Source organism: Devosia sp. Root685 (assembly GCF_001427875.1).
In the GTDB taxonomy this organism is placed as follows: domain Bacteria; phylum Pseudomonadota; class Alphaproteobacteria; order Rhizobiales; family Devosiaceae; genus Devosia.
Map to the genome: position 1 here is coordinate 672,929 of NZ_LMHK01000001.1, position 17,037 is coordinate 689,965.

The window sequence follows — 17,037 nt, forward strand, 5'->3', positions numbered from 1 at the left end:
CTCCCCCTGGTAGGGGGAGGGACAAGATCGGGCTTGTCGCAAAGTAAGTGAGCCACCGGCAGATCCCTCCCTACCAGGGGGAGGCTAGGTGGGGGTAGCTCCCATCCATTCGAGCACAGCTCTCATGGCTTTCTCACCTCAAATCACTCCGGTGGAGTGATTTGAGGTGAGAAATTGGCAAACCGTCACCAATCCCCTACATATCCCTCAACATGACCACCAAAAAACCAAAACCAAAAAACACCTCGGGCCCCAAGCGCAGCGCACAGCCGCGCGCCGGGGAACTGCCCACCCGCGAGCAATTGCTCGAAGCCCTGGCGCAGGACGCCGATATCAAGGGCAAGCGCGACCTCGCCAAAGTCTTCGGCATTCGCGGCGACATGCGCCGCCCCTTCAAGGCCATGCTGGCCGAACTCGAAGGCGATGGCGTCATCACGCGCACGCGAAAAGCGCTGCGCCGCACCGCCGCCCTGCCCCATGTGACCGTCCTCGATATTCCATCCGACGCCGATCCAGACGCGCTCCACGCTTTCCCCGCCCAGTGGAACGATGAAGAAGGCGAAAAGCCGCGCGTCGAAGTGCTGGTTGGCAAGGACTCGCGCGTCGTCCCGGCCCCCGGCGATCGCATTCTCGCCCGCATCGATGCCGGCGAAGATGAAATCCCGCACTATACCGCCAAGCCGATGAAAGTGCTCGGCAAGCCCCGTCGCGGCCAGATCGGCATTATCCGCATGGACGATGAAGGCGCCCGCCTCATCCCCATTGATCGCAAGCAGAAGGAAATGCGCGTTCCCCTCGGCGATCTCGGCGAAGCCAAGGACGGCGATCTGGTGGAGGTGGAAGTCAAGCTTTCCGGCCGCCTGATGATCCCGCGCGCCCGCGTCACCTCCGTCATCGGCAACCCCGCCTCTGAAGGCGCGGTGTCGATGATCGCCATCCACAATCTCGAAATCCCCTACAAATTCCCGACCAGCGTCATCCGCGAGGCCGAAGAGGCCAAGGAAGCAACGCTAAAAGGCCGCGAAGACTGGCGTGACCTACCGCTGATCACCATCGATCCGCCCGACGCCAAGGACCATGACGACGCGGTTCACGCCGCGCCCGACGAGGATCCGAAAAACCCCGGCGGCCATGTCGTCACCGTGGCCATCGCCGATGTCGCCGCCTATGTTCGCCCCGGCACATCGCTTGATCGCGAAGCGTATCTGCGCGGCAACTCCGTCTATTTCCCCGATCGCGTCGTGCCCATGCTGCCCGAGCGCATTTCCAATGAGCTGTGCTCGCTGAAGGAAGGCGTGCCTCGCGCCGCCCTCGCCGTGCGCATGGTGCTCAATGCCGACGGCCACAAGATCAGCCACACCTTCCATCGCATCCTGATGCGCTCGGCGGCAAAACTCAGCTACCAACAGGCCCAGGCTGCCATCGACGGCAATGCTGACGACAAGACCGGCCCGCTGCTCGAACCCATCCTGCGCCCCCTCTGGGACGCCTATGACGCCATGGCCGGTGCCCGCGACAGGCGCGGTCCGCTGGACCTGGACTTGCCTGAACGGAAAATCATTCTCGACGACAAGGGCATGGTCGCGGACATCCGCATTCCCGACCGCCTCGAAGCCCATCGCCTCATCGAAGAGATGATGATCGCGGCCAATGTCGCCGCCGCCGAAACGCTCGAACAAAAGCGCAGCGAACTGCTCTATCGCGTCCACGACGAACCGAGTTCGGAAAAGCTGCAGAGTCTGCGCGACTTTCTGGGCAGTCTCGATATCGCGGTCAAAAAATCCGACAGCGTGCGCGCATCCGATTTCAACGGCATCCTCGGCCAGGCCCGCAAGGCCGGCAATGTCGAACAGGTCAGCGAAATGGTGCTGCGCAGCCAGGCGCAGGCTGAATACTCCGCCGAGAATTATGGCCATTTCGGTCTCAACCTCGACCGCTACGCCCACTTCACCTCGCCCATTCGCCGCTATGCCGATCTCATCGTGCACCGTGCCCTGGTAAAGGCTCTTGGCCTTGGCGACGATGGCCTCACCGAGCAGGAAGCAACAAAACTTCAGGGCATCGCCCAGCACATCTCGGCCACCGAGCGCCGCGCCATGCTGGCCGAACGCGAAACCTCGGATCGTCTTCTCGCCCAGTTTCTGGCCCAGAAAATCGGCGCGCGTTTCGAAGGCCGCGTTTCCGGCGTCACCCGCTCCGGCCTCTTTATCCGCCTCCTTGAAACCGGCGCCGACGGCTTTATTCCTGCCTCCACTCTGGGCGAGGATTACTACCGCTATGTCGAAGAGCGCCAAGCCATGATCGGCGAGCGCGGCGGCGAAACTTTTACGCTTGGCGACCGCGTCACCGTGCGTCTTCTCGAAGCGGCACCGGTAGCGGGCTCGCTACGCTTCGAACTTCTCTCGGAAGGCACCCGCGGCAATCCGCCATCTGGCAGGCGCCCACAAAAGCGCCCATCTAAGAGCTTCGGTCCCAAGGGCCGGAGAAAGAGGTAGTTCCATGAGCGAGAACGCCACAACTCTCGAACAGCGCAGCGTCGGCCAGGCCATGTGGCGCGGCACGCTTTGCCGCTGCCCCCATTGCGGCCAGGGCAAGCTGTTCCGCGCTTATCTCAAAGTCGCCGACCAGTGCGACGTCTGCGGCGAAGAACTCAAGCACCACCGCGCCGACGACTTCCCGCCCTATATCGCCATCACCATCGTCGGCCACATCATCATCTTCCTGATGCTGCACATGGACATGACCTATCACGTCCAGCCGATCACCTATGTCATCACCATGATTCCCCTCGCCATCGTCCTGCCGCTGGCGATTCTGCCCTCCACCAAGGGAGCCATCGTCGGCCTGCAATGGGCCACCCGCATGTATGGATTTGGGGTGCCCAGCAGGGCAGATTGATCCGGTGGATCAATCTGAGGCCTGAGACGCGCCCACAAGACCAATCGACATTTTTGAGTGGGGCTCCCACCCCCTCCCATCAATGAGGAGGTGTCACCGAATTTGCTATGCGAATTCGGTTGGGGACCGTGGGTTTGGCAAAATACTGGCTCAAAACTCGATACGACACCTCCCCCTTGATGGGGGAGGATGGGAGGGGGTGGCGGCAATCACCGGCCCCTCGTCATCCCACTTGCTCCTTCACCTTGCCCCTCGGCCTGAACCTCAGCGCCGACCACTCCTCATCGAGCGCCACAGCGCGCACCGGCCGCAGCCCCTCGACCTCCAGCGGCCCCCAGCCAACATCGCGTGTCAGGCCCGCCTCCTTGCCCGCCGCGCCCTTCCTGTAAGCCACCCAGAGCAGCCCATCCGGCGGCAGCTCGGCCAGAATCCGCGGCACCATGGCCTCCACCTCCGCGGGCCCGGCAAAACACGCCAAAACCCCGTCATAATAAGAATCACCATGCACCGGCTCCACCTCGGCACCGGCGGTGATTTCCTCGGCGATTTCGTGTGGTACATTGATCAGCCAGAGCTTGGTCCCGGCCTTGATCTGCAGCCGGCGCAGCAATTCGGTCGGTGCGGTCATCTCGCTGTCTCCATTCCCCTCTATATGCTTGACAACTTCCCGCAAATCCGTAGGTTGCGCCCAAATTCCGGCGCTGCCTTGGCTCGCGGCGCCTTTTCGTTTTTACAAGGACTACGAAAATGGCAAAAGCCGCCACCATCAAGATCAAGCTCGTGTCGACTGCCGATACCGGCTACTTCTACGTGACCAAGAAGAATGCCCGTACCCAGACTGAAAAGCTGGCGTTCAAGAAGTACGACCCGGTCGTCCGCAAGCATGTCGAATTCAAGGAAGCCAAGATCAAGTAATCTGGTCCGACTTCCATGCGTTTGAAAGGCCCTGCACATCGTGCGGGGCCTTTTCGCATTTGCGGTAACCAATTCGCCCAACGGGCACGCTCGACGCCAACAGTCTGTTAGCATCGCGTAACGTATTGATCACGTATTGGAAAAGTGAGTGGCTGGTCCGGAGCGGTACGTCGAAGAGGCCACTCTCACCGCGTCCGGACCAACCGCCCTACGGAACTCAGGAGTTGCGGCGGACCTGAGAAAAGCCGTAGGGAGCTCTGAGGCATCAGTCGCTTACGCGCCGTCGCCTGTCTGAACTCACCCTATCTTGGGCCACCGGAAACTCAAGAAAATCCAGTCAAAGGCGACTGATAACCGTTTGTTAATTATAACAGATAACCCTAATAGGCGGCATTTTATCAAGCCGCGTCGAGGATGACCCGATTGCGGCCCTCGCGCTTGGCGCGATAGAGCGCCAGGTCAGCCCGCTTGATCAAGCCTTCCGAGGTATCGGCGAGACTTTCGTTGAACGAAACGCCGACGGAGACAGTCACCGTCAACGGCCTCTGACCGTTGATTTCAAAGGTCTTTTCGCCGACAGCCTGGCGCACGCGCTCGGCCACCAGCTCGGCATTGCTGACATCGGTATCGGGCATCAGCACCACGAATTCCTCGCCACCGAAGCGGCAAGCCAGGTCGACCCCGCGGATATTGCGTTTCATCCGCGCCGAGAATTCCTTGAGCACCAGGTCACCCACGTCGTGACCATAGGTGTCATTGACCGATTTGAAGTGGTCGATATCGAGGATCATCACCGCCAGATTGCGGTCCTGCTCCTGTGCCTTGTTCAGCAAGATATTGAGATGTCTATCGAAATAGCGGCGATTGTAGAGGCCGGTCAGATCATCCGTCACCGCCATAGCGATAGAATTGTTGACGCTTGCGCGCAGTTCCATCGCATAGCGATGCCGCCGGATCTGCGTGCGCACCCGCGCCTTCAACTCGTTCCGCTCGATCGGCCGGCTGATGAAATCGTTGACCCCCAGATCAAGCGCCCGCACCACGCGCGGCTTGTCGCCGTCGTCGGCCATCAGAATGATCGGCAGGTTGCGCGAATGCTCCACGGTGCGGATTTGCGATGCGACGCGCAGCGGGTCGAAATCGTTGAGCGACATGCTGACCAGCGCCAATTCATATTGCGCGCCAGACACTTGGAACACGGCGTCAGCCGGTTCGAGCAGAATATCGACCTTATGTTCTTCCGAGAGATAGCTCTGGACGCGCTCCGCGTGGCGCCTGTCGATGTCGATGATCAACACCTGCCCGCCCTGCGCGGAAATCGTGTCCATCGCCCGCAGTGCATCCTCTATGGCCAATTGCTGGCCAGTCAGGGCACGCGCACGCAATTCATCCGTCAGCGATTTAAGCCGCGCCAGGCTTTTGACGCGCGCCATCAGCTGCACGTCGTCGACTGGCTTGGTCAGAAAGTCGTCCGCCCCGGCCTCGAGCCCCTTCACCCGGTCAGAGGGCTGATCGAGGGCAGTGATCATCAGCACCGGCACGTGGTGCGTGCGTGGATTGGATTTGAGCAGACGGCAGACTTCAAAGCCATCCATCACCGGCATCATCACATCGAGCAGGATGATATCGACGTCGGTTCCTTCAAGAATTTCAATCGCTTCGGGCCCGGAGCTGGCGGAGAGCACCTCGAAATATTCAGCGGTGAGCCGCGCTTCGAGCAGCCGAACATTCGTCGGAATGTCGTCGACAATCAGAACGCGCGCCGTCACCGCATATCCCCCAAACAAACCAAATCATCCCGATGCCGAACCGGCGACCGGGAGAAGTCAGCCGGAACGTTGCGTGTCCCGGTGCCGTCAGGCAGGCCCAATATATTCGGCAATGGTTTCCAGAAAGTGAGCCACAGAGATAGGTTTGGATATGTAACCCTCGCAGCCGCCTTGTAAAATCCGTTCTTCATCGCCCTTCATCGCAAATGCCGTAACGGCGATGACGGGAATATGGGCGAGCTGTTCGTCGTCCTTGAGCCATTTGGTGACAACAAGGCCTGACACTTCGGGCAGTTGGATATCCATCAGGATCAGGTCGGGCATATGCGCCCGCGCCAGATCCAGTGCCTCAAGGCCATTGCGGGTCTGAATAACCCGGTAGCCACGCGATTCGAGCAGATCGTTGAAGAGCTTCATATTCAGCTCGTTGTCTTCCACGATCATGACTGTCTTGGACATTGGTCCTCACTTGCGTGCCTGTGGCACCGGTAATTTCCCCGGTCCCAGCACCACGGCCCTTCGCTTCCCCATTGCTATGGGGTAACATTCAATCCGTTACAAAACCTCAAATGAGGCCAATACTTGCCACTCGCGAAACCGTCATCGTTGAACCTCGAAGAAGTCGCCGGGGCCTGCCTCGGTTACCTTGCCGAAAATCCCGATGAACTGCTGGCTTTCATGCAGCATGCGGGGCTCGATCCGCAATCTCTTCGTTCCGCGATCGGCACGAAGCGGCTGCAAACCGGGCTCATCGACTACTTTGCCGCAAACGAACCGATTCTGCTCGCTCTCTGCGCAAATGCCGGCATCAACCCGGAATCGTTCATGCACCTTTGGCACAAGCTCAACCCCAACGGATAAGCCGAGGCGATGGACTGGCTGTGCCGCGATTGCCTCAATTCCGGAACGGCGGCGGCCGAACCCCGCCGCTGCCCGCAATGCGGCTCGCCCCGAATCCGCAGCCATTCCGAGCTTTTTGGCCTCTCCATCGCCCATGTCGATTGCGACGCCTTCTATGCCTCGGTCGAAAAGCGGGATGACCCGAGCCTCCGCGATCGTCCGCTGATCATCGGCGGCGGCGTGCGCGGCGTCGTTTCCACCTGCTGCTATATCGCCCGCCAGTCCGGCGTCCGCTCGGCCATGCCCATGTTCAAAGCGCGCGAACTCTGCCCCGACGCCGTGATCATCAAGCCCAACATGGCCAAATATGTCGAGGTCAGCCGCCAGATTCGCCGCTATATGGACGCACTGACCCCGCTCGTCGAACCCATCTCCATCGACGAAGCTTTTCTCGATCTCACCGGCACCGAGAAGGTTCACAAATCGCCCCCTGCCCTAACCCTGGCGCGTTTCTCCCGCACCATCGAACAGGAAATCGGCGTCAGCATTTCCGTCGGTCTCAGCCACAATAAATTCCTCGCCAAGGTCGCTTCCGATCTCGACAAGCCCCGCGGCTTCGCCGTCATCGGCGCCGAGGAAACGCTTTCTTTCCTTGCCCCCAAGCCGATCAGCCTGATTTTTGGCGTTGGCAAGGTTTTCTCCGAGACGCTGAAGAAAGACGGCTACCATACGATCGGCCAGTTGCAGGAGGCCGACCCGATCCAGCTCATGCGCCTCTATGGCGAATCGGGGGCACGCCTCGCGCGCCTCTCCCGCGGGCAGGACAGCCGCCGCGTTTCCATCGATGGCGAGATGAAGACCGTTTCCTCCGAAACCACCTTCAACAACGATCTCGCGACCCTCGAAGAGCTCTCCACCGCGCTCCTCCAGTGCTGCGAACGCCTCTCCGAGCGCCTCAAAGCCAAGAACATCGTGGGCGACACGGTGACGCTAAAGCTCAAGACATCAGGATTTAAGTTGCGCACCCGCGCCCGACACCTGATGATGCCCACACAGCTCGCCAATGTGCTCTATGAGGCAGGCTTGAACCTCCTGCAGCGCGAGGCCGATGGCACGCCGTTCCGCTTGATCGGCATCGGTATTTCGGGCATCGAAGCGGCCGACGGGTCCGATCCCTCGGACCTTCTCGAACCGCAGGTTGCCCGCAAGGCGGCAGCGGAACGGGCCATGGACCGCGTGCGCACCCGCTTTGGCCGCACCGCAGTTGTCCGCGGCAAACTCTATACCAGCCGGCCCGAAACCAGTTCGGCCCCGGCATCCGAAGAAGAAGCAGAAGACCTGGAAGGCAAGACCAGATGACCGATCCGATCCAAAAGCTCCGTGAATATGGCTACGAGCTGCCCGCCCCCAAGGCGCCGGTGGCAAGCTATGTGCCCGTCACCCGTAGCGGCAATCTCCTCTATGTCTCGGGCCAGATTTCGGCAGGCGAGAACGGCGTGGTGGAAGGCCGCCTGGGCGACACGATGAACGTCCAGCAAGGCGGCAATGCCGCCGAACTCGCCATCCTCAATGTCCTCTCACACATCGTATATTCCGCCGGAATTCCGCTCCAGGACATCAAGAAGGTCCTCAAGCTGACCGTTCTCGTCTGCTCCGACAATGAATTCACCGAGCAGCACCTCGTCGCCAATGGCGCATCGAACCTCTTGGTCGGCATTTTGGGCGACAAGGGCAAGCACGCCCGCGCCGCCTTTGGCGTGACCTCGCTGCCGTTTGGCGCTGCCGTTGAAATCGACGCCGTGGTCGAAGTCTGATCCAGCTGTAATCGCACTGTCACGGAGGCGTGCGAACTCCACGCCTCCGATTTCACGGCAGATTTCTCATGACCGAACCGCTCTTTCCCCGCCCCGTGGCCCATCGCGGCCTGCACGACCGCGCCAATGGCGTCATCGAAAACAGTGCCAGCGCCTTTGCTGCGGCCATCGCGGGCAATTTCGCTATCGAATGCGACCTGCAACTCACGAGCGACGGCCATGCGGTTGTCTTCCACGATGAAGACCTCGAGCGCCTGACCGGCGAAACCGGTCTCGTCAGCGACCGCACTCTCGCCGAAATGGCTGATCTGAAACTACTCGACAGCGCCGCCGGCGACCGCCCACAGACCTTCGACGCCTTCCTCGAGCAAATCTCCGGCCGCGCGCTCCTCCAGGTCGAACTCAAGCACCAGCCGAGCCTCGAAGCGACCCGCCGCCTCGCCACCGTCGCGGCTGAGGCCATCGCCAAATATTCCGGCCCAACCACCGTCGAATCCTTCGATCCGCGCCTCATCACCCTCATTCGCGAATACGGCTTTACCGGCCCGCGCGGCATCATCACTTATGACTACGAGGGCGAGGACTATCCCCCGGGGATCACCGAGGACGAGCGCTACACCATGCGTCACCTCCTCCACTGGCACGAGACGCAGTTCGATTTCATTTCCTGCGACAAGAGCGCTTTGACGCTCCCCGCGATCACATTCTGGCGCGCCCTTGGCAAGCCGGTGACCGCCTGGACGATCCGGTCTAAGGTTGAAGCGGAGGCTGCGGCCCCCTACATCGACCAGATTGTGTTCGAAGGGTTCAACCCGGATAGTGCCTCCTAACGAAATCTCCGCCACCATCCATCCCTCGACGGCCTCCATTCCGGCCGAACAGTGGAACTCTCTTGTGCCGGGCACCGATGGGGTGCCCGACAACCCGTTCCTCGATCACGCTTTTTTCCTCGCGTTAGAGGAATCAGGCTGTGCCACCGGCCGCACCGGCTGGATGCCGCAGCATATCCTCATCAAGGACGAAACCGGCGCCGCCGTTGGCCTCTTGCCGCTGTTCCTCAAAACGCATTCCATGGGCGAATATGTCTTCGACCACGGCTGGGCCCAGGCGCTCGAACGCGCCGGCGGCCACTATTATCCAAAGCTACAGGGCTCGGTCCCTTTCACCCCGGTGACTGCGCCAAAACTGCTCGTACCCTCAGAGAGCCTCGAAATCCGCGCCGCCCTGCTCTCGACCGCCGAAGAGCTCGCCCGCCAGCGCAATGCCTCGTCGGTTCACCTCACCTTCTTGCCTGACGACGATGCCGCCACGGCCACCGCCTCCGATTGGCTGAGACGCGTCGATACCCAGTTCCACTGGCACAATGACGGCTTTCCGAGCTTTGACGCCTTCCTCGAAACCCTCTCCTCGCGAAAGCGCAAGGTGATCCGTCGCGAGCGCCGCGACGCCCTGGCAGACGGAATCACCATCCGCTGGCTCAGCGGCAGGGATATCGAGGAGCACCACTGGGACGCCTTCTTCGATTTCTACGAGGACACCGGCGCGCGCAAATGGGGGCAGCCCTATCTCAACCGCAAATTCTTCTCCCTGCTCGGCCAATACATGGCCGATCGCGTCCTTCTTGTCCTAGCCTATGAAGGCGACGAACCCATTGCCGGCGCCATCAATTTCATCGGCAAGGACCGGCTTTATGGCCGCAATTGGGGCGCCACCCGCGACGTGCCCTTCCTCCACTTTGAAGTCTGCTACTATCAGGCCATCGACTACGCCATCGCCCATGGCCTCAGTGTTGTCGAAGCCGGCGCGCAGGGCGAACACAAGCTGGCGCGCGGCTACACCCCCGTCGCCACCCATTCCGCCCACTGGATCGCCCATCCCGGGCTTCGCGAAGCCGTTGCCGACTATCTCGACGCCGAGCGCCCCGCAGTCGAGCGGGAACAGGAGGCGCTGGAAGGGTTTAGCCCATTCCGGCGCGGCGAACGGCTGGAGCGTTAGCCCCAGACAATCGAGTGTGTTAAGCAAGCCTGTCCAATAGCGCAGGAGACCCGGGACCAATGGATTTTTGGGACGTCGTAGCCTTTTTTCTCGAAGCCCTTCTCGTCTTCGTGGTGGCAACGACGCTGTTCGACACCCTGCATTGGCTCCTGCACCGCTGGGAGAATTCGAAGATCCCGCTGCTGCGGACTTTTTCGTCCTGGCACTGGGTCCACCATAAATTCCTCGGCCTCGATATGCAGATCAATCCGGCCTATGCGCGCCAGAACATCTGGCTCCACGTACTGCCGGAATATCTGACCTCGATGGTTGCCATCGCCCTCTTTCTCATCGCTATTCCGTGGCAGCCAGTCGCGGTCGTCGCAGTCGTTCGCACCGTCATGTTCGTCATGTCGCTGCGCGAGGAAGGGCTCGATTACAATCACATGTCGATGGATCGCGTGGGCGGCAAACAGGGGCTGTTGTGGGTCAACAACAATTACCACGCCATGCACCACGTCTATCCGCACAATTTCTTCTCCTCCTTCGCCAACACTTTTGACCTGCTCGTCGGCACCACATGCCAGATCGAGGGTCGCCGCTTCCTCGTCACCGGCACAGGCGGCGCCTTCGGTTCCGCCATGGTCAAGGCGCTCGAAAAGCGCGGCGCTATCGTCGAAATCGCCAAGTCCGGCGTCGACTTTTCCGCTGGGAGCTACGCCGGCATGGACGAGAAGCTCACCCGCGCCGATGTCCTCGTCCTCTCCCACGGCGCCAAGACCGACGATTGCTGGAACGCCAACTACGTCACTTTTCGCGACCTGATCGATCGTTTTACCGTCATCGGAAAAGACCGTCTCATGGCACCCGAAGTCTGGGCCCTCGGCTCGGAAGTGGAGTTCCACGGCGATATGGGCCTCGAAGAGCTTCGCGACTATTCAAGCTCGAAGCGCGCCTTCGCGGCACGCGCCCGTCAGTACTATCGCTCCGACGACCTTATCTACCGCCACATCGTGCCCTCCTCCTTCACCTCCGCCATGGGTAAGGGCGCGATGTCGGCGGAAACGGCGGTCAACATCGCGCTGTTTTTCATCACGCGCGGCGTAAAATATGTTCCCGTGACATTGACGGGCCTTGCCGTTCTCAACTTCTTCCGCTTCCGCTATGCCAACAATGCCGGCGACGAAACGCTCTCGCCGGCGGAATAATCTGAGGGGCCCATGACCTACGATCCCACCAATATCTTTGCCAAAATCCTCAAGGGCGAGCTGCCCTGCCACAAGGTCTACGAGGACGACACTGCCCTGGTGATGCTGGACATTTTCCCGCAATCGAGGGGCCACACGCTGGTCATTCCCAAGGCCGCGTCGCGTAACCTTCTTGATGCTGATCCCGCAGCCCTGGCCGAGGTCATGCCGCTGGTGCAGCGCGTCGCAAGGGCAGTCCAGACCGCCACCAAGGCTGACGGCCTGCGCCTAGCACAATTCAACGAAGCCCCGGCCGGCCAGACCGTCTTTCACCTGCATTTCCACCTGATCCCCGCTTATGAAGGCGTGGCCCTCGGCGCCCACGCCGCCACCCGCGCCGACGACGGCGAACTGGCGGCCTTGGCCAAGGAGATCGCCGCCGCTCTCTAGCGACCGAAAATGCCGCCCTCGCGCGGCACCCGCCCGCTCCGACAGATGTCACCCCGGGGAAGGCCGGGCCCAGCCCGAAATCGCTCCGAGTATAGGAATCGCTCGACTTTTGAGGGGTGTGCGCCCGCCGGGTCGGCACTCCCGGGCGGCACTAGACCGGTTTTCCAATGGCTCGGGCGCGGGTCTATCTAACGGGTATCATCCCAAAAGTCTGAAGACTCTTGTGGAACATAGGTGGAACACATATAGTCGTTCCGTCTATGTTCCGATTCTGGGGTGGCCGGGCGATGCTGACGCGCAAACAACACGAACTTCTCATGTTCATTCATGAACGCATGAAGGAAAGCGGCATTCCGCCATCCTTCGATGAAATGAAGGACGCGCTCGATCTTGCTTCCAAATCCGGCATTCACCGGCTGATCACCGCGCTTGAAGAGCGCGGCTTCATCCGCCGCCTGCCCAACCGGGCCCGTGCGCTGGAAGTGGTAAAGCTTCCCGATTCGATGAACCCCTCGCTCGGCGGCCGCAAGGCTCGTTTCGAGCCTTCCGTGATCGAAGGCACTCTGGGCAAGGTCGCCTCGCCCCCAGCGCGCAGCAATGACGATTATGCCCGCCCCATTTCGATCCCCGTCATGGGCCGCATTGCCGCTGGTACGCCGATCGAGGCGATCCAGAGCCATTCCCACACCATCGCCGTCCCCCCCGAAATGCTCGGTGCCGGCGAACACTATGCGCTCGAAGTGCGTGGCGACTCGATGATTGAGGCCGGTATTTTCGATGGCGATACGGTGCTGATCAAGAAGCAGGACACTGCATCGACGGGCGAGATCATCGTCGCCCTGGTCGATGACGAGGAAGCCACCCTCAAGCGCCTCCGCCGCAAGGGTAATACCGTCGCCCTCGAAGCCGCCAATCCCGCCTACGAAACCCGTATCTTCCCGCCTGACCGCGTAAAAGTTCAGGGCCGGCTCGTTGGTCTCCTGCGGAAATATTGATGGGCGTGGCCGCCACACCTGAAGCGGTGATGGCGGCTTATGCCGACCTGATCAACCGGCACGATTTTGCGCTGCTGGTTCCCCTGATCGATCCGGAAGCCAGCTTCTGGTTCAGCTCCGGCACCTATCAGGGCCGTGATGCAGCGCGCCAGGCCTTCGAACGCACCTGGCAGCGTCTCGCCAACGAAACCTATTGGCTCGAAGACCTCACCTGGATCGCCAAAAGCGCGGAAGCCGCCAGCTGCATCTATCGCTTCCACTGGCGCGCCACCATCGAGGGCGAAGCCGCGGAAGGCATGGGGCGCGGCACCACGGTTCTTGCCAGAGACGAGAACGGCTGGCGCATCGTTCATGAGCACCTCAGCGCTTTTCCGGAATAAAGTGACCAGCTTTGGAAGGTCCAGCGTTCCCTGGCGGCGCGCCCATCGACCGGGCTGGTTTCACGAAGCGGACAAAATGGCAAAATTTAAGCCGATTTTTAGCGCCGTCGCGCATCCTTTAGCCTGATATCAGGCTGCCTAATTGGAGCGAGGACCGCGATGCGCATCAGCACGATCACCAATTTGGCCTATGTCTTGACCGTAGGCCTGACCTTGTTGTCGGGCGGCTCCTTCATCATTGCAACGCACTACGCTGATCGCGAGCGCGACGCCCTCGACCTGGCGTGGAAGGTCGATGAGAGCGTCGAAGGGCTGGGCCGGGCCGCCGAACTGACAACTGAGGATGCCCGGCTATACGTATTTACCGGCGAGCCGCGTTACCTGGACAGGTTTCAGGCCGCTCTGAGTGAAGAACGTGAGCGGGAACGCGCCGTTCGCCTGCTGCGAGAAAAGGGCCTGCCCGACGAAGAATTGGCAGCGCTCCGCACAATCGAGGCAGACGCGGAAATTCTGGATGCAATCGAAGAGGCCGCAGTCTCGGACTTCACCAACGGAGCGGCAGACCAGGCCCGAGCCGCCCTCTTCTCCCCCGAGCACGAAGAAGCCCAGCTTGGCCTCTTGAGCAGCGTTCGCCAATTTGTCGATCTCGTTTCAGCGCGAACCCGTGGGCAAGTGGAACAGGCGAGCACGCAGGCAGGTTTTTGGGGCACGGTCGCCAAATCCACCCTCGCTTTGACCGCGCTTGTCTTCCTCTGCGTGCTCTATTTCGTCCTGACGCGCCGCGTCACCCGGCCCTTGCTGCGCATGAGCGACGTCGTTCGACGCCTGGCTCGGCAGGACTACGACGTTCAGCTTCTGGCTCATGGCCGTCGCGACGAGATCGGCGACATGAACGAGGCGATTCAGGTATTTCGCGACAATGGTTTGGAACGCGAGCGTCTGGATGCCGAGCGGCGTCAGGATCAGCAGACCAAGGACCAGATCCTTCAACTCATGCACCGCCTTCAGGCCTGCCGCCAGGAAGGCGAGCTCGCGCCCGTCGTGTCCTTGTTTGCTTCGCAGCTCTTTCCGGACCTGTCGGGCCATCTCTTTGTGATGAACACGGGAAGGACGGCGCTGAGTGCCAAAAGCAGCTGGGGCACACCCACCCTATCCGGCGAGGAGTTTTCAACTCTCGAATGCTGGGGGATTCGAAGAGGCAGAGCACATTTGAGTGACGGGGCAAATAGCGATGTCAGATGCCTGCACCTGGCGGAACGCGACGAAAGCTCGGCTCTCTGTGTCCCGCTCTCCGCGCGCGGAGATACGGTGGGCGTCCTCTATTTTGAAGAAGCCGACGGCAGCGCCGCCCTTGGCAAGGCACGAACATATGTCGAACTGATCGCCGAAAATTTGGCGCTGGCGATCGCCAATCTTCAATTGCGCGATCGACTGGCCAATCTCGCGGTGAGAGATCCGCTGACCGGATTGCTCAATAGGCGGTCGCTGGACGAAAATCTGGCGGATCTCATGAAGGGAGACAAAGACGATCCGGCATCGCTGATGATGATCGATATCGACCATTTCAAGCGCTTCAACGATCAATTCGGACACGACGCCGGCGATTATGTCATGGGTCAGGTTGCCGCCATTATCACCAATGTCGCCGGACAAGCCGGCATTACGCATCGATATGGCGGCGAGGAATTCGCTGTCATATTTCGTGAGCAAGACGGAACCGCAGCCCTTCAGAAAGCGGAAGCGATCAGGCACGCCATCGAAACAGCGCCGATCGACTATCAGGGGCAACCTCTGGGAGCCGTGACGGTTTCCATCGGCGTCGCCACGACGGAGGACAATCGCCCCAAAGCGACCCTGATGCAACGAGCCGATGCGGCACTTCTAGAGGCCAAATCCAGCGGCAGAAATGTCGTTGTTTGCGACTGGTCCGGCCGCGCAAACAGGCGTCTCGCATAAAAAGAACTGGGCGCCGCATGTGGCGCTGGCCGCTAGCGGATGTTGATCACGACCTTGCCCTTGGCCCGCCCCTTTTCGACGTAATCGATGGCGTCGTTGGTCTGCGCGAAGGGGAAAACCCTATCGACCACCGGCCGGATAATGCCCGCATCGAGCAGGGCAGAAATCTGCGCAAGCTGAGCGCCGTCGGCCCGCATGAACAGGAACGCGTAGCGCACGCCCGCCTGCCGCGCCTTCCGGCGAATGCCCGCGCTGATCAGGCGCAAGACCAGCCCGAGAAAGGGGTTGAGGCCATATTCGCGGGCAAATGCCGGATCGGGCGGCCCCGAAATGGAGATGGCGATGCCGCCCGGCTTGAGGATGCCGATCGACTTGCCGAGCGTTTCAGTATCCTGGCTGTTGAGCACAAGATCATAGCCGGACAGGATTTTGGTGAAATCCTGCGTTTTGTAATCGATGACGATGTCGGCGCCGAGACCTTTGACGAGATCCGCATTGGCAGCGCTGGCCGTGGTGGCGACCCAGGCGCCCAGATGCTTGGCGAGTTGAATGGCGAATGTGCCGACGCCGCCAGACCCGGCCTGGATGAACACTTTCTGGCCTTTGCGAACCTTGCCGATTTCGACCAAAGCCTGCCACGCGGTCAGCCCGACCAGTGGAATGGACGCTGCTTCCTCCATGCTGAGCGAGGATGGCATGATCGCAAGATCGGCTTCGTCGACGGCGATCTGCTCGGCATAAGCGCCGATACGCATGTTGCGTGGGCGTGCATAGACCGCATCACCAATGCCGAAGCGTTGCACCTTTGCCCCGATACGAACCACCGTGCCGGCAATGTCGTGGCCGAGCACCAAAGGCGGCTTATAGGGCAGGATAGCCTTGAACTCGCCATCGCGGATCTTGACGTCGAGCGTGTTGACCCCGGCCGCATGGATTTGCACCAGAACATCGGTGTCGCCCATGACGGGCTCTGCGACCTCGCCAAGGCGGAGCGCAGATGACTTGCCGTACCGGTCGAGGATGAATGCTTTCACGGCTGGTACTCCTCTTCAGGCCTTGGTGCGGTAGCGTTCGGCCGGGACCGCATTGGCGAAACTGGGTGGCAAGGCGCGGCGGGCCGTCTCAAAAGCGTTCCACAGGGCGGCGTCGGCCAGCGGCGGAATGGTCACGCCTTCTTTCAGATCAAATCCCACCAGGGCGGCATCGACCAGATCATCCACTTCCATGACATTCTGGAGACTGGCCACATCGACGCCGGACCGGTCCCAGATGGCCGTCCGCGTTGCTGCGGGAAGGACCGCCTGAACATAGATCCCCTTTGGACCCACTTCAGCGGCCAGACCCTGCGAGAAGCTCAGGATATAGGATTTCGTCGCCGCATAAATACCGGGGAAATATTCCGGCACCAGTCCCACGACAGAGCCGATATTGACGATGCTCCCCTCTCCCCGTTCGAGCATTCCCGCCAGTGCGGCCGAAGCGAGCAAGGTCGGCACCGTGACATTAAGCTGGATCAGCCAATCCAGATCGTCCGGCTTGGCGGTCGCAAATGTCCCCGGCAGGGAGTCGCCGGCATTGTTGATGAGCAGATCGACCGGGCCGCCCGAACGGAGCCGGTCTTCCACCGCCTTGAGTGCCGTCGCATTGGTGAGGTCTGCGGTCAGTACCTCCACCGCGACCGAATGGGAAGCCCGCAGGTCTGCGGCCAGCGCCTCGAGCTTGCCGGTCGAACGCGCGACAAGGACGAGATCGTAGCCGCGCGCTGCGAGGCGACGCGCATAGCTGGCGCCAATGCCGGCCGATGCGCCGGTGATGAGTGCTGTAGACATGACTAACCCTGTTGAAGACGGAACGGATCG

General features: G+C 61.0%; 18 protein-coding genes. 13 read left to right on the plus strand and 5 right to left on the minus strand.

The window, feature by feature from the left end; translation table 11 throughout:
- The first annotated feature begins 212 nt into the window (after positions 1 to 212).
- Positions 213 to 2,495 carry a ribonuclease R gene (gene rnr, locus ASD83_RS03250; RefSeq protein WP_056307893.1) on the plus strand — a complete coding sequence of 761 codons (2,283 nt, stop codon included), beginning with the start codon at positions 213 to 215 and terminating at the stop codon, positions 2,493 to 2,495.
- A 4-nt stretch (positions 2,496 to 2,499) separates the two neighbouring features.
- Positions 2,500 to 2,898: a DUF983 domain-containing protein gene (locus ASD83_RS03255; RefSeq protein WP_056307895.1), complete on the plus strand. Its 399-nt coding sequence runs from the start codon at positions 2,500 to 2,502 to the stop codon at positions 2,896 to 2,898.
- Between the two features lie 223 nt (positions 2,899 to 3,121).
- Here ASD83_RS03255 and ASD83_RS03260 read toward each other — a convergent pair whose 3' ends face one another.
- Positions 3,122 to 3,526, minus strand: coding sequence for a hypothetical protein (locus ASD83_RS03260; protein WP_056307897.1), 405 nt, complete (start codon positions 3,524 to 3,526; stop codon positions 3,122 to 3,124).
- A 119-nt stretch (positions 3,527 to 3,645) separates the two neighbouring features.
- Between ASD83_RS03260 and rpmG the strand changes: the two genes are divergently transcribed.
- Positions 3,646 to 3,813: a 50S ribosomal protein L33 gene (gene rpmG, locus ASD83_RS03265; protein WP_035078862.1), complete on the plus strand. Its 168-nt coding sequence runs from the start codon at positions 3,646 to 3,648 to the stop codon at positions 3,811 to 3,813.
- A gap of 398 nt (positions 3,814 to 4,211) precedes the next feature.
- On the opposite strand, the gene ASD83_RS03270 is transcribed toward rpmG, so the two are convergent.
- Complete coding sequence (locus ASD83_RS03270; RefSeq protein ID WP_056309820.1) at positions 4,212 to 5,582, minus strand: PleD family two-component system response regulator; 1,371 nt, start codon at positions 5,580 to 5,582, stop codon at positions 4,212 to 4,214.
- Between the two features lie 87 nt (positions 5,583 to 5,669).
- A complete protein-coding gene (locus ASD83_RS03275; RefSeq protein ID WP_056307899.1) occupies positions 5,670 to 6,041 on the minus strand; it encodes a response regulator in 372 nt (123 codons plus the stop codon).
- 147 nt (positions 6,042 to 6,188) lie between these two features.
- Between ASD83_RS03275 and ASD83_RS03280 the strand changes: the two genes are divergently transcribed.
- From ASD83_RS03280 to ASD83_RS03325, 10 genes are all read left to right on the plus strand, one after another.
- On the plus strand, positions 6,189 to 6,443 hold the full coding sequence (locus ASD83_RS03280; RefSeq protein WP_056307901.1) for a DUF3572 family protein: 255 nt from the start codon (positions 6,189 to 6,191) through the stop codon (positions 6,441 to 6,443).
- Between the two features lie 9 nt (positions 6,444 to 6,452).
- A complete protein-coding gene (locus ASD83_RS03285; RefSeq protein WP_056307903.1) occupies positions 6,453 to 7,781 on the plus strand; it encodes a DNA polymerase IV in 1,329 nt (442 codons plus the stop codon).
- A complete protein-coding gene (locus ASD83_RS03290; protein ID WP_056307905.1) occupies positions 7,778 to 8,236 on the plus strand; it encodes a RidA family protein in 459 nt (152 codons plus the stop codon). Before ASD83_RS03285 ends, ASD83_RS03290 begins: the two co-directional genes overlap by 4 nt.
- Positions 8,237 to 8,304: 68 nt before the next feature.
- A complete protein-coding gene (locus ASD83_RS03295; protein WP_056307907.1) occupies positions 8,305 to 9,066 on the plus strand; it encodes a glycerophosphodiester phosphodiesterase family protein in 762 nt (253 codons plus the stop codon).
- Positions 9,056 to 10,231 carry a GNAT family N-acetyltransferase gene (locus tag ASD83_RS03300; RefSeq protein ID WP_056307909.1) on the plus strand — a complete coding sequence of 392 codons (1,176 nt, stop codon included), beginning with the start codon at positions 9,056 to 9,058 and terminating at the stop codon, positions 10,229 to 10,231. The genes ASD83_RS03295 and ASD83_RS03300 overlap by 11 nt, the downstream gene beginning before the upstream one ends.
- Before the next feature lie 59 nt (positions 10,232 to 10,290).
- Entirely contained in the window at positions 10,291 to 11,418 is a 1,128-nt protein-coding gene (locus ASD83_RS03305) for a hypothetical protein (RefSeq protein ID WP_056307911.1), read from the plus strand.
- A gap of 12 nt (positions 11,419 to 11,430) precedes the next feature.
- Positions 11,431 to 11,847 (plus strand): HIT family protein, encoded by a 417-nt coding sequence (locus tag ASD83_RS03310; RefSeq protein WP_056307913.1) that lies wholly within the window; start codon positions 11,431 to 11,433, stop codon positions 11,845 to 11,847.
- A gap of 287 nt (positions 11,848 to 12,134) precedes the next feature.
- Positions 12,135 to 12,842 (plus strand): transcriptional repressor LexA, encoded by a 708-nt coding sequence (gene lexA, locus ASD83_RS03315; RefSeq protein ID WP_056307915.1) that lies wholly within the window; start codon positions 12,135 to 12,137, stop codon positions 12,840 to 12,842.
- Entirely contained in the window at positions 12,842 to 13,222 is a 381-nt protein-coding gene (locus tag ASD83_RS03320) for a YybH family protein (RefSeq protein ID WP_244489086.1), read from the plus strand. The genes lexA and ASD83_RS03320 overlap by 1 nt, the downstream gene beginning before the upstream one ends.
- A 159-nt stretch (positions 13,223 to 13,381) precedes the next feature.
- Positions 13,382 to 15,178, plus strand: a complete 1,797-nt coding sequence (locus tag ASD83_RS03325; RefSeq protein WP_056307917.1) for a diguanylate cyclase — start codon at positions 13,382 to 13,384, stop codon at positions 15,176 to 15,178.
- A 32-nt stretch (positions 15,179 to 15,210) separates the two neighbouring features.
- On the opposite strand, the gene ASD83_RS03330 is transcribed toward ASD83_RS03325, so the two are convergent.
- A complete protein-coding gene (locus tag ASD83_RS03330; protein ID WP_056307919.1) occupies positions 15,211 to 16,212 on the minus strand; it encodes an NADP-dependent oxidoreductase in 1,002 nt (333 codons plus the stop codon).
- 15 nt (positions 16,213 to 16,227) lie between these two features.
- Complete coding sequence (locus tag ASD83_RS03335) at positions 16,228 to 17,007, minus strand: SDR family NAD(P)-dependent oxidoreductase (RefSeq protein WP_056307921.1); 780 nt, start codon at positions 17,005 to 17,007, stop codon at positions 16,228 to 16,230.
- Positions 17,008 to 17,037 lie beyond the last annotated feature (30 nt).

Excerpts from the sequence above, each read along its gene's own strand:
- rpmG (WP_035078862.1), top strand. The coding sequence starts at position 3,646 with ATGGCAAAAGCCGCCACCATCAAGATCAAGCTCGTGTCGACTGCCGAT.
- lexA (WP_056307915.1), top strand. The coding sequence starts at position 12,135 with ATGCTGACGCGCAAACAACACGAACTTCTCATGTTCATTCATGAACGC.
- ASD83_RS03305 (WP_056307911.1), top strand. The coding sequence starts at position 10,291 with ATGGATTTTTGGGACGTCGTAGCCTTTTTTCTCGAAGCCCTTCTCGTC.
- ASD83_RS03310 (WP_056307913.1), top strand. The coding sequence starts at position 11,431 with ATGACCTACGATCCCACCAATATCTTTGCCAAAATCCTCAAGGGCGAG.
- rnr (WP_056307893.1), top strand. The coding sequence starts at position 213 with ATGACCACCAAAAAACCAAAACCAAAAAACACCTCGGGCCCCAAGCGC.
- ASD83_RS03275 (WP_056307899.1), bottom strand. The coding sequence starts at position 6,041 with ATGTCCAAGACAGTCATGATCGTGGAAGACAACGAGCTGAATATGAAG.
- ASD83_RS03295 (WP_056307907.1), top strand. The coding sequence starts at position 8,305 with ATGACCGAACCGCTCTTTCCCCGCCCCGTGGCCCATCGCGGCCTGCAC.
- ASD83_RS03290 (WP_056307905.1), top strand. The coding sequence starts at position 7,778 with ATGACCGATCCGATCCAAAAGCTCCGTGAATATGGCTACGAGCTGCCC.
- ASD83_RS03255 (WP_056307895.1), top strand. The coding sequence starts at position 2,500 with ATGAGCGAGAACGCCACAACTCTCGAACAGCGCAGCGTCGGCCAGGCC.
- ASD83_RS03285 (WP_056307903.1), top strand. The coding sequence starts at position 6,453 with ATGGACTGGCTGTGCCGCGATTGCCTCAATTCCGGAACGGCGGCGGCC.
- ASD83_RS03325 (WP_056307917.1), top strand. The coding sequence starts at position 13,382 with ATGCGCATCAGCACGATCACCAATTTGGCCTATGTCTTGACCGTAGGC.
- ASD83_RS03320 (WP_244489086.1), top strand. The coding sequence starts at position 12,842 with ATGGGCGTGGCCGCCACACCTGAAGCGGTGATGGCGGCTTATGCCGAC.
- ASD83_RS03335 (WP_056307921.1), bottom strand. The coding sequence starts at position 17,007 with ATGTCTACAGCACTCATCACCGGCGCATCGGCCGGCATTGGCGCCAGC.
- ASD83_RS03260 (WP_056307897.1), bottom strand. The coding sequence starts at position 3,526 with ATGACCGCACCGACCGAATTGCTGCGCCGGCTGCAGATCAAGGCCGGG.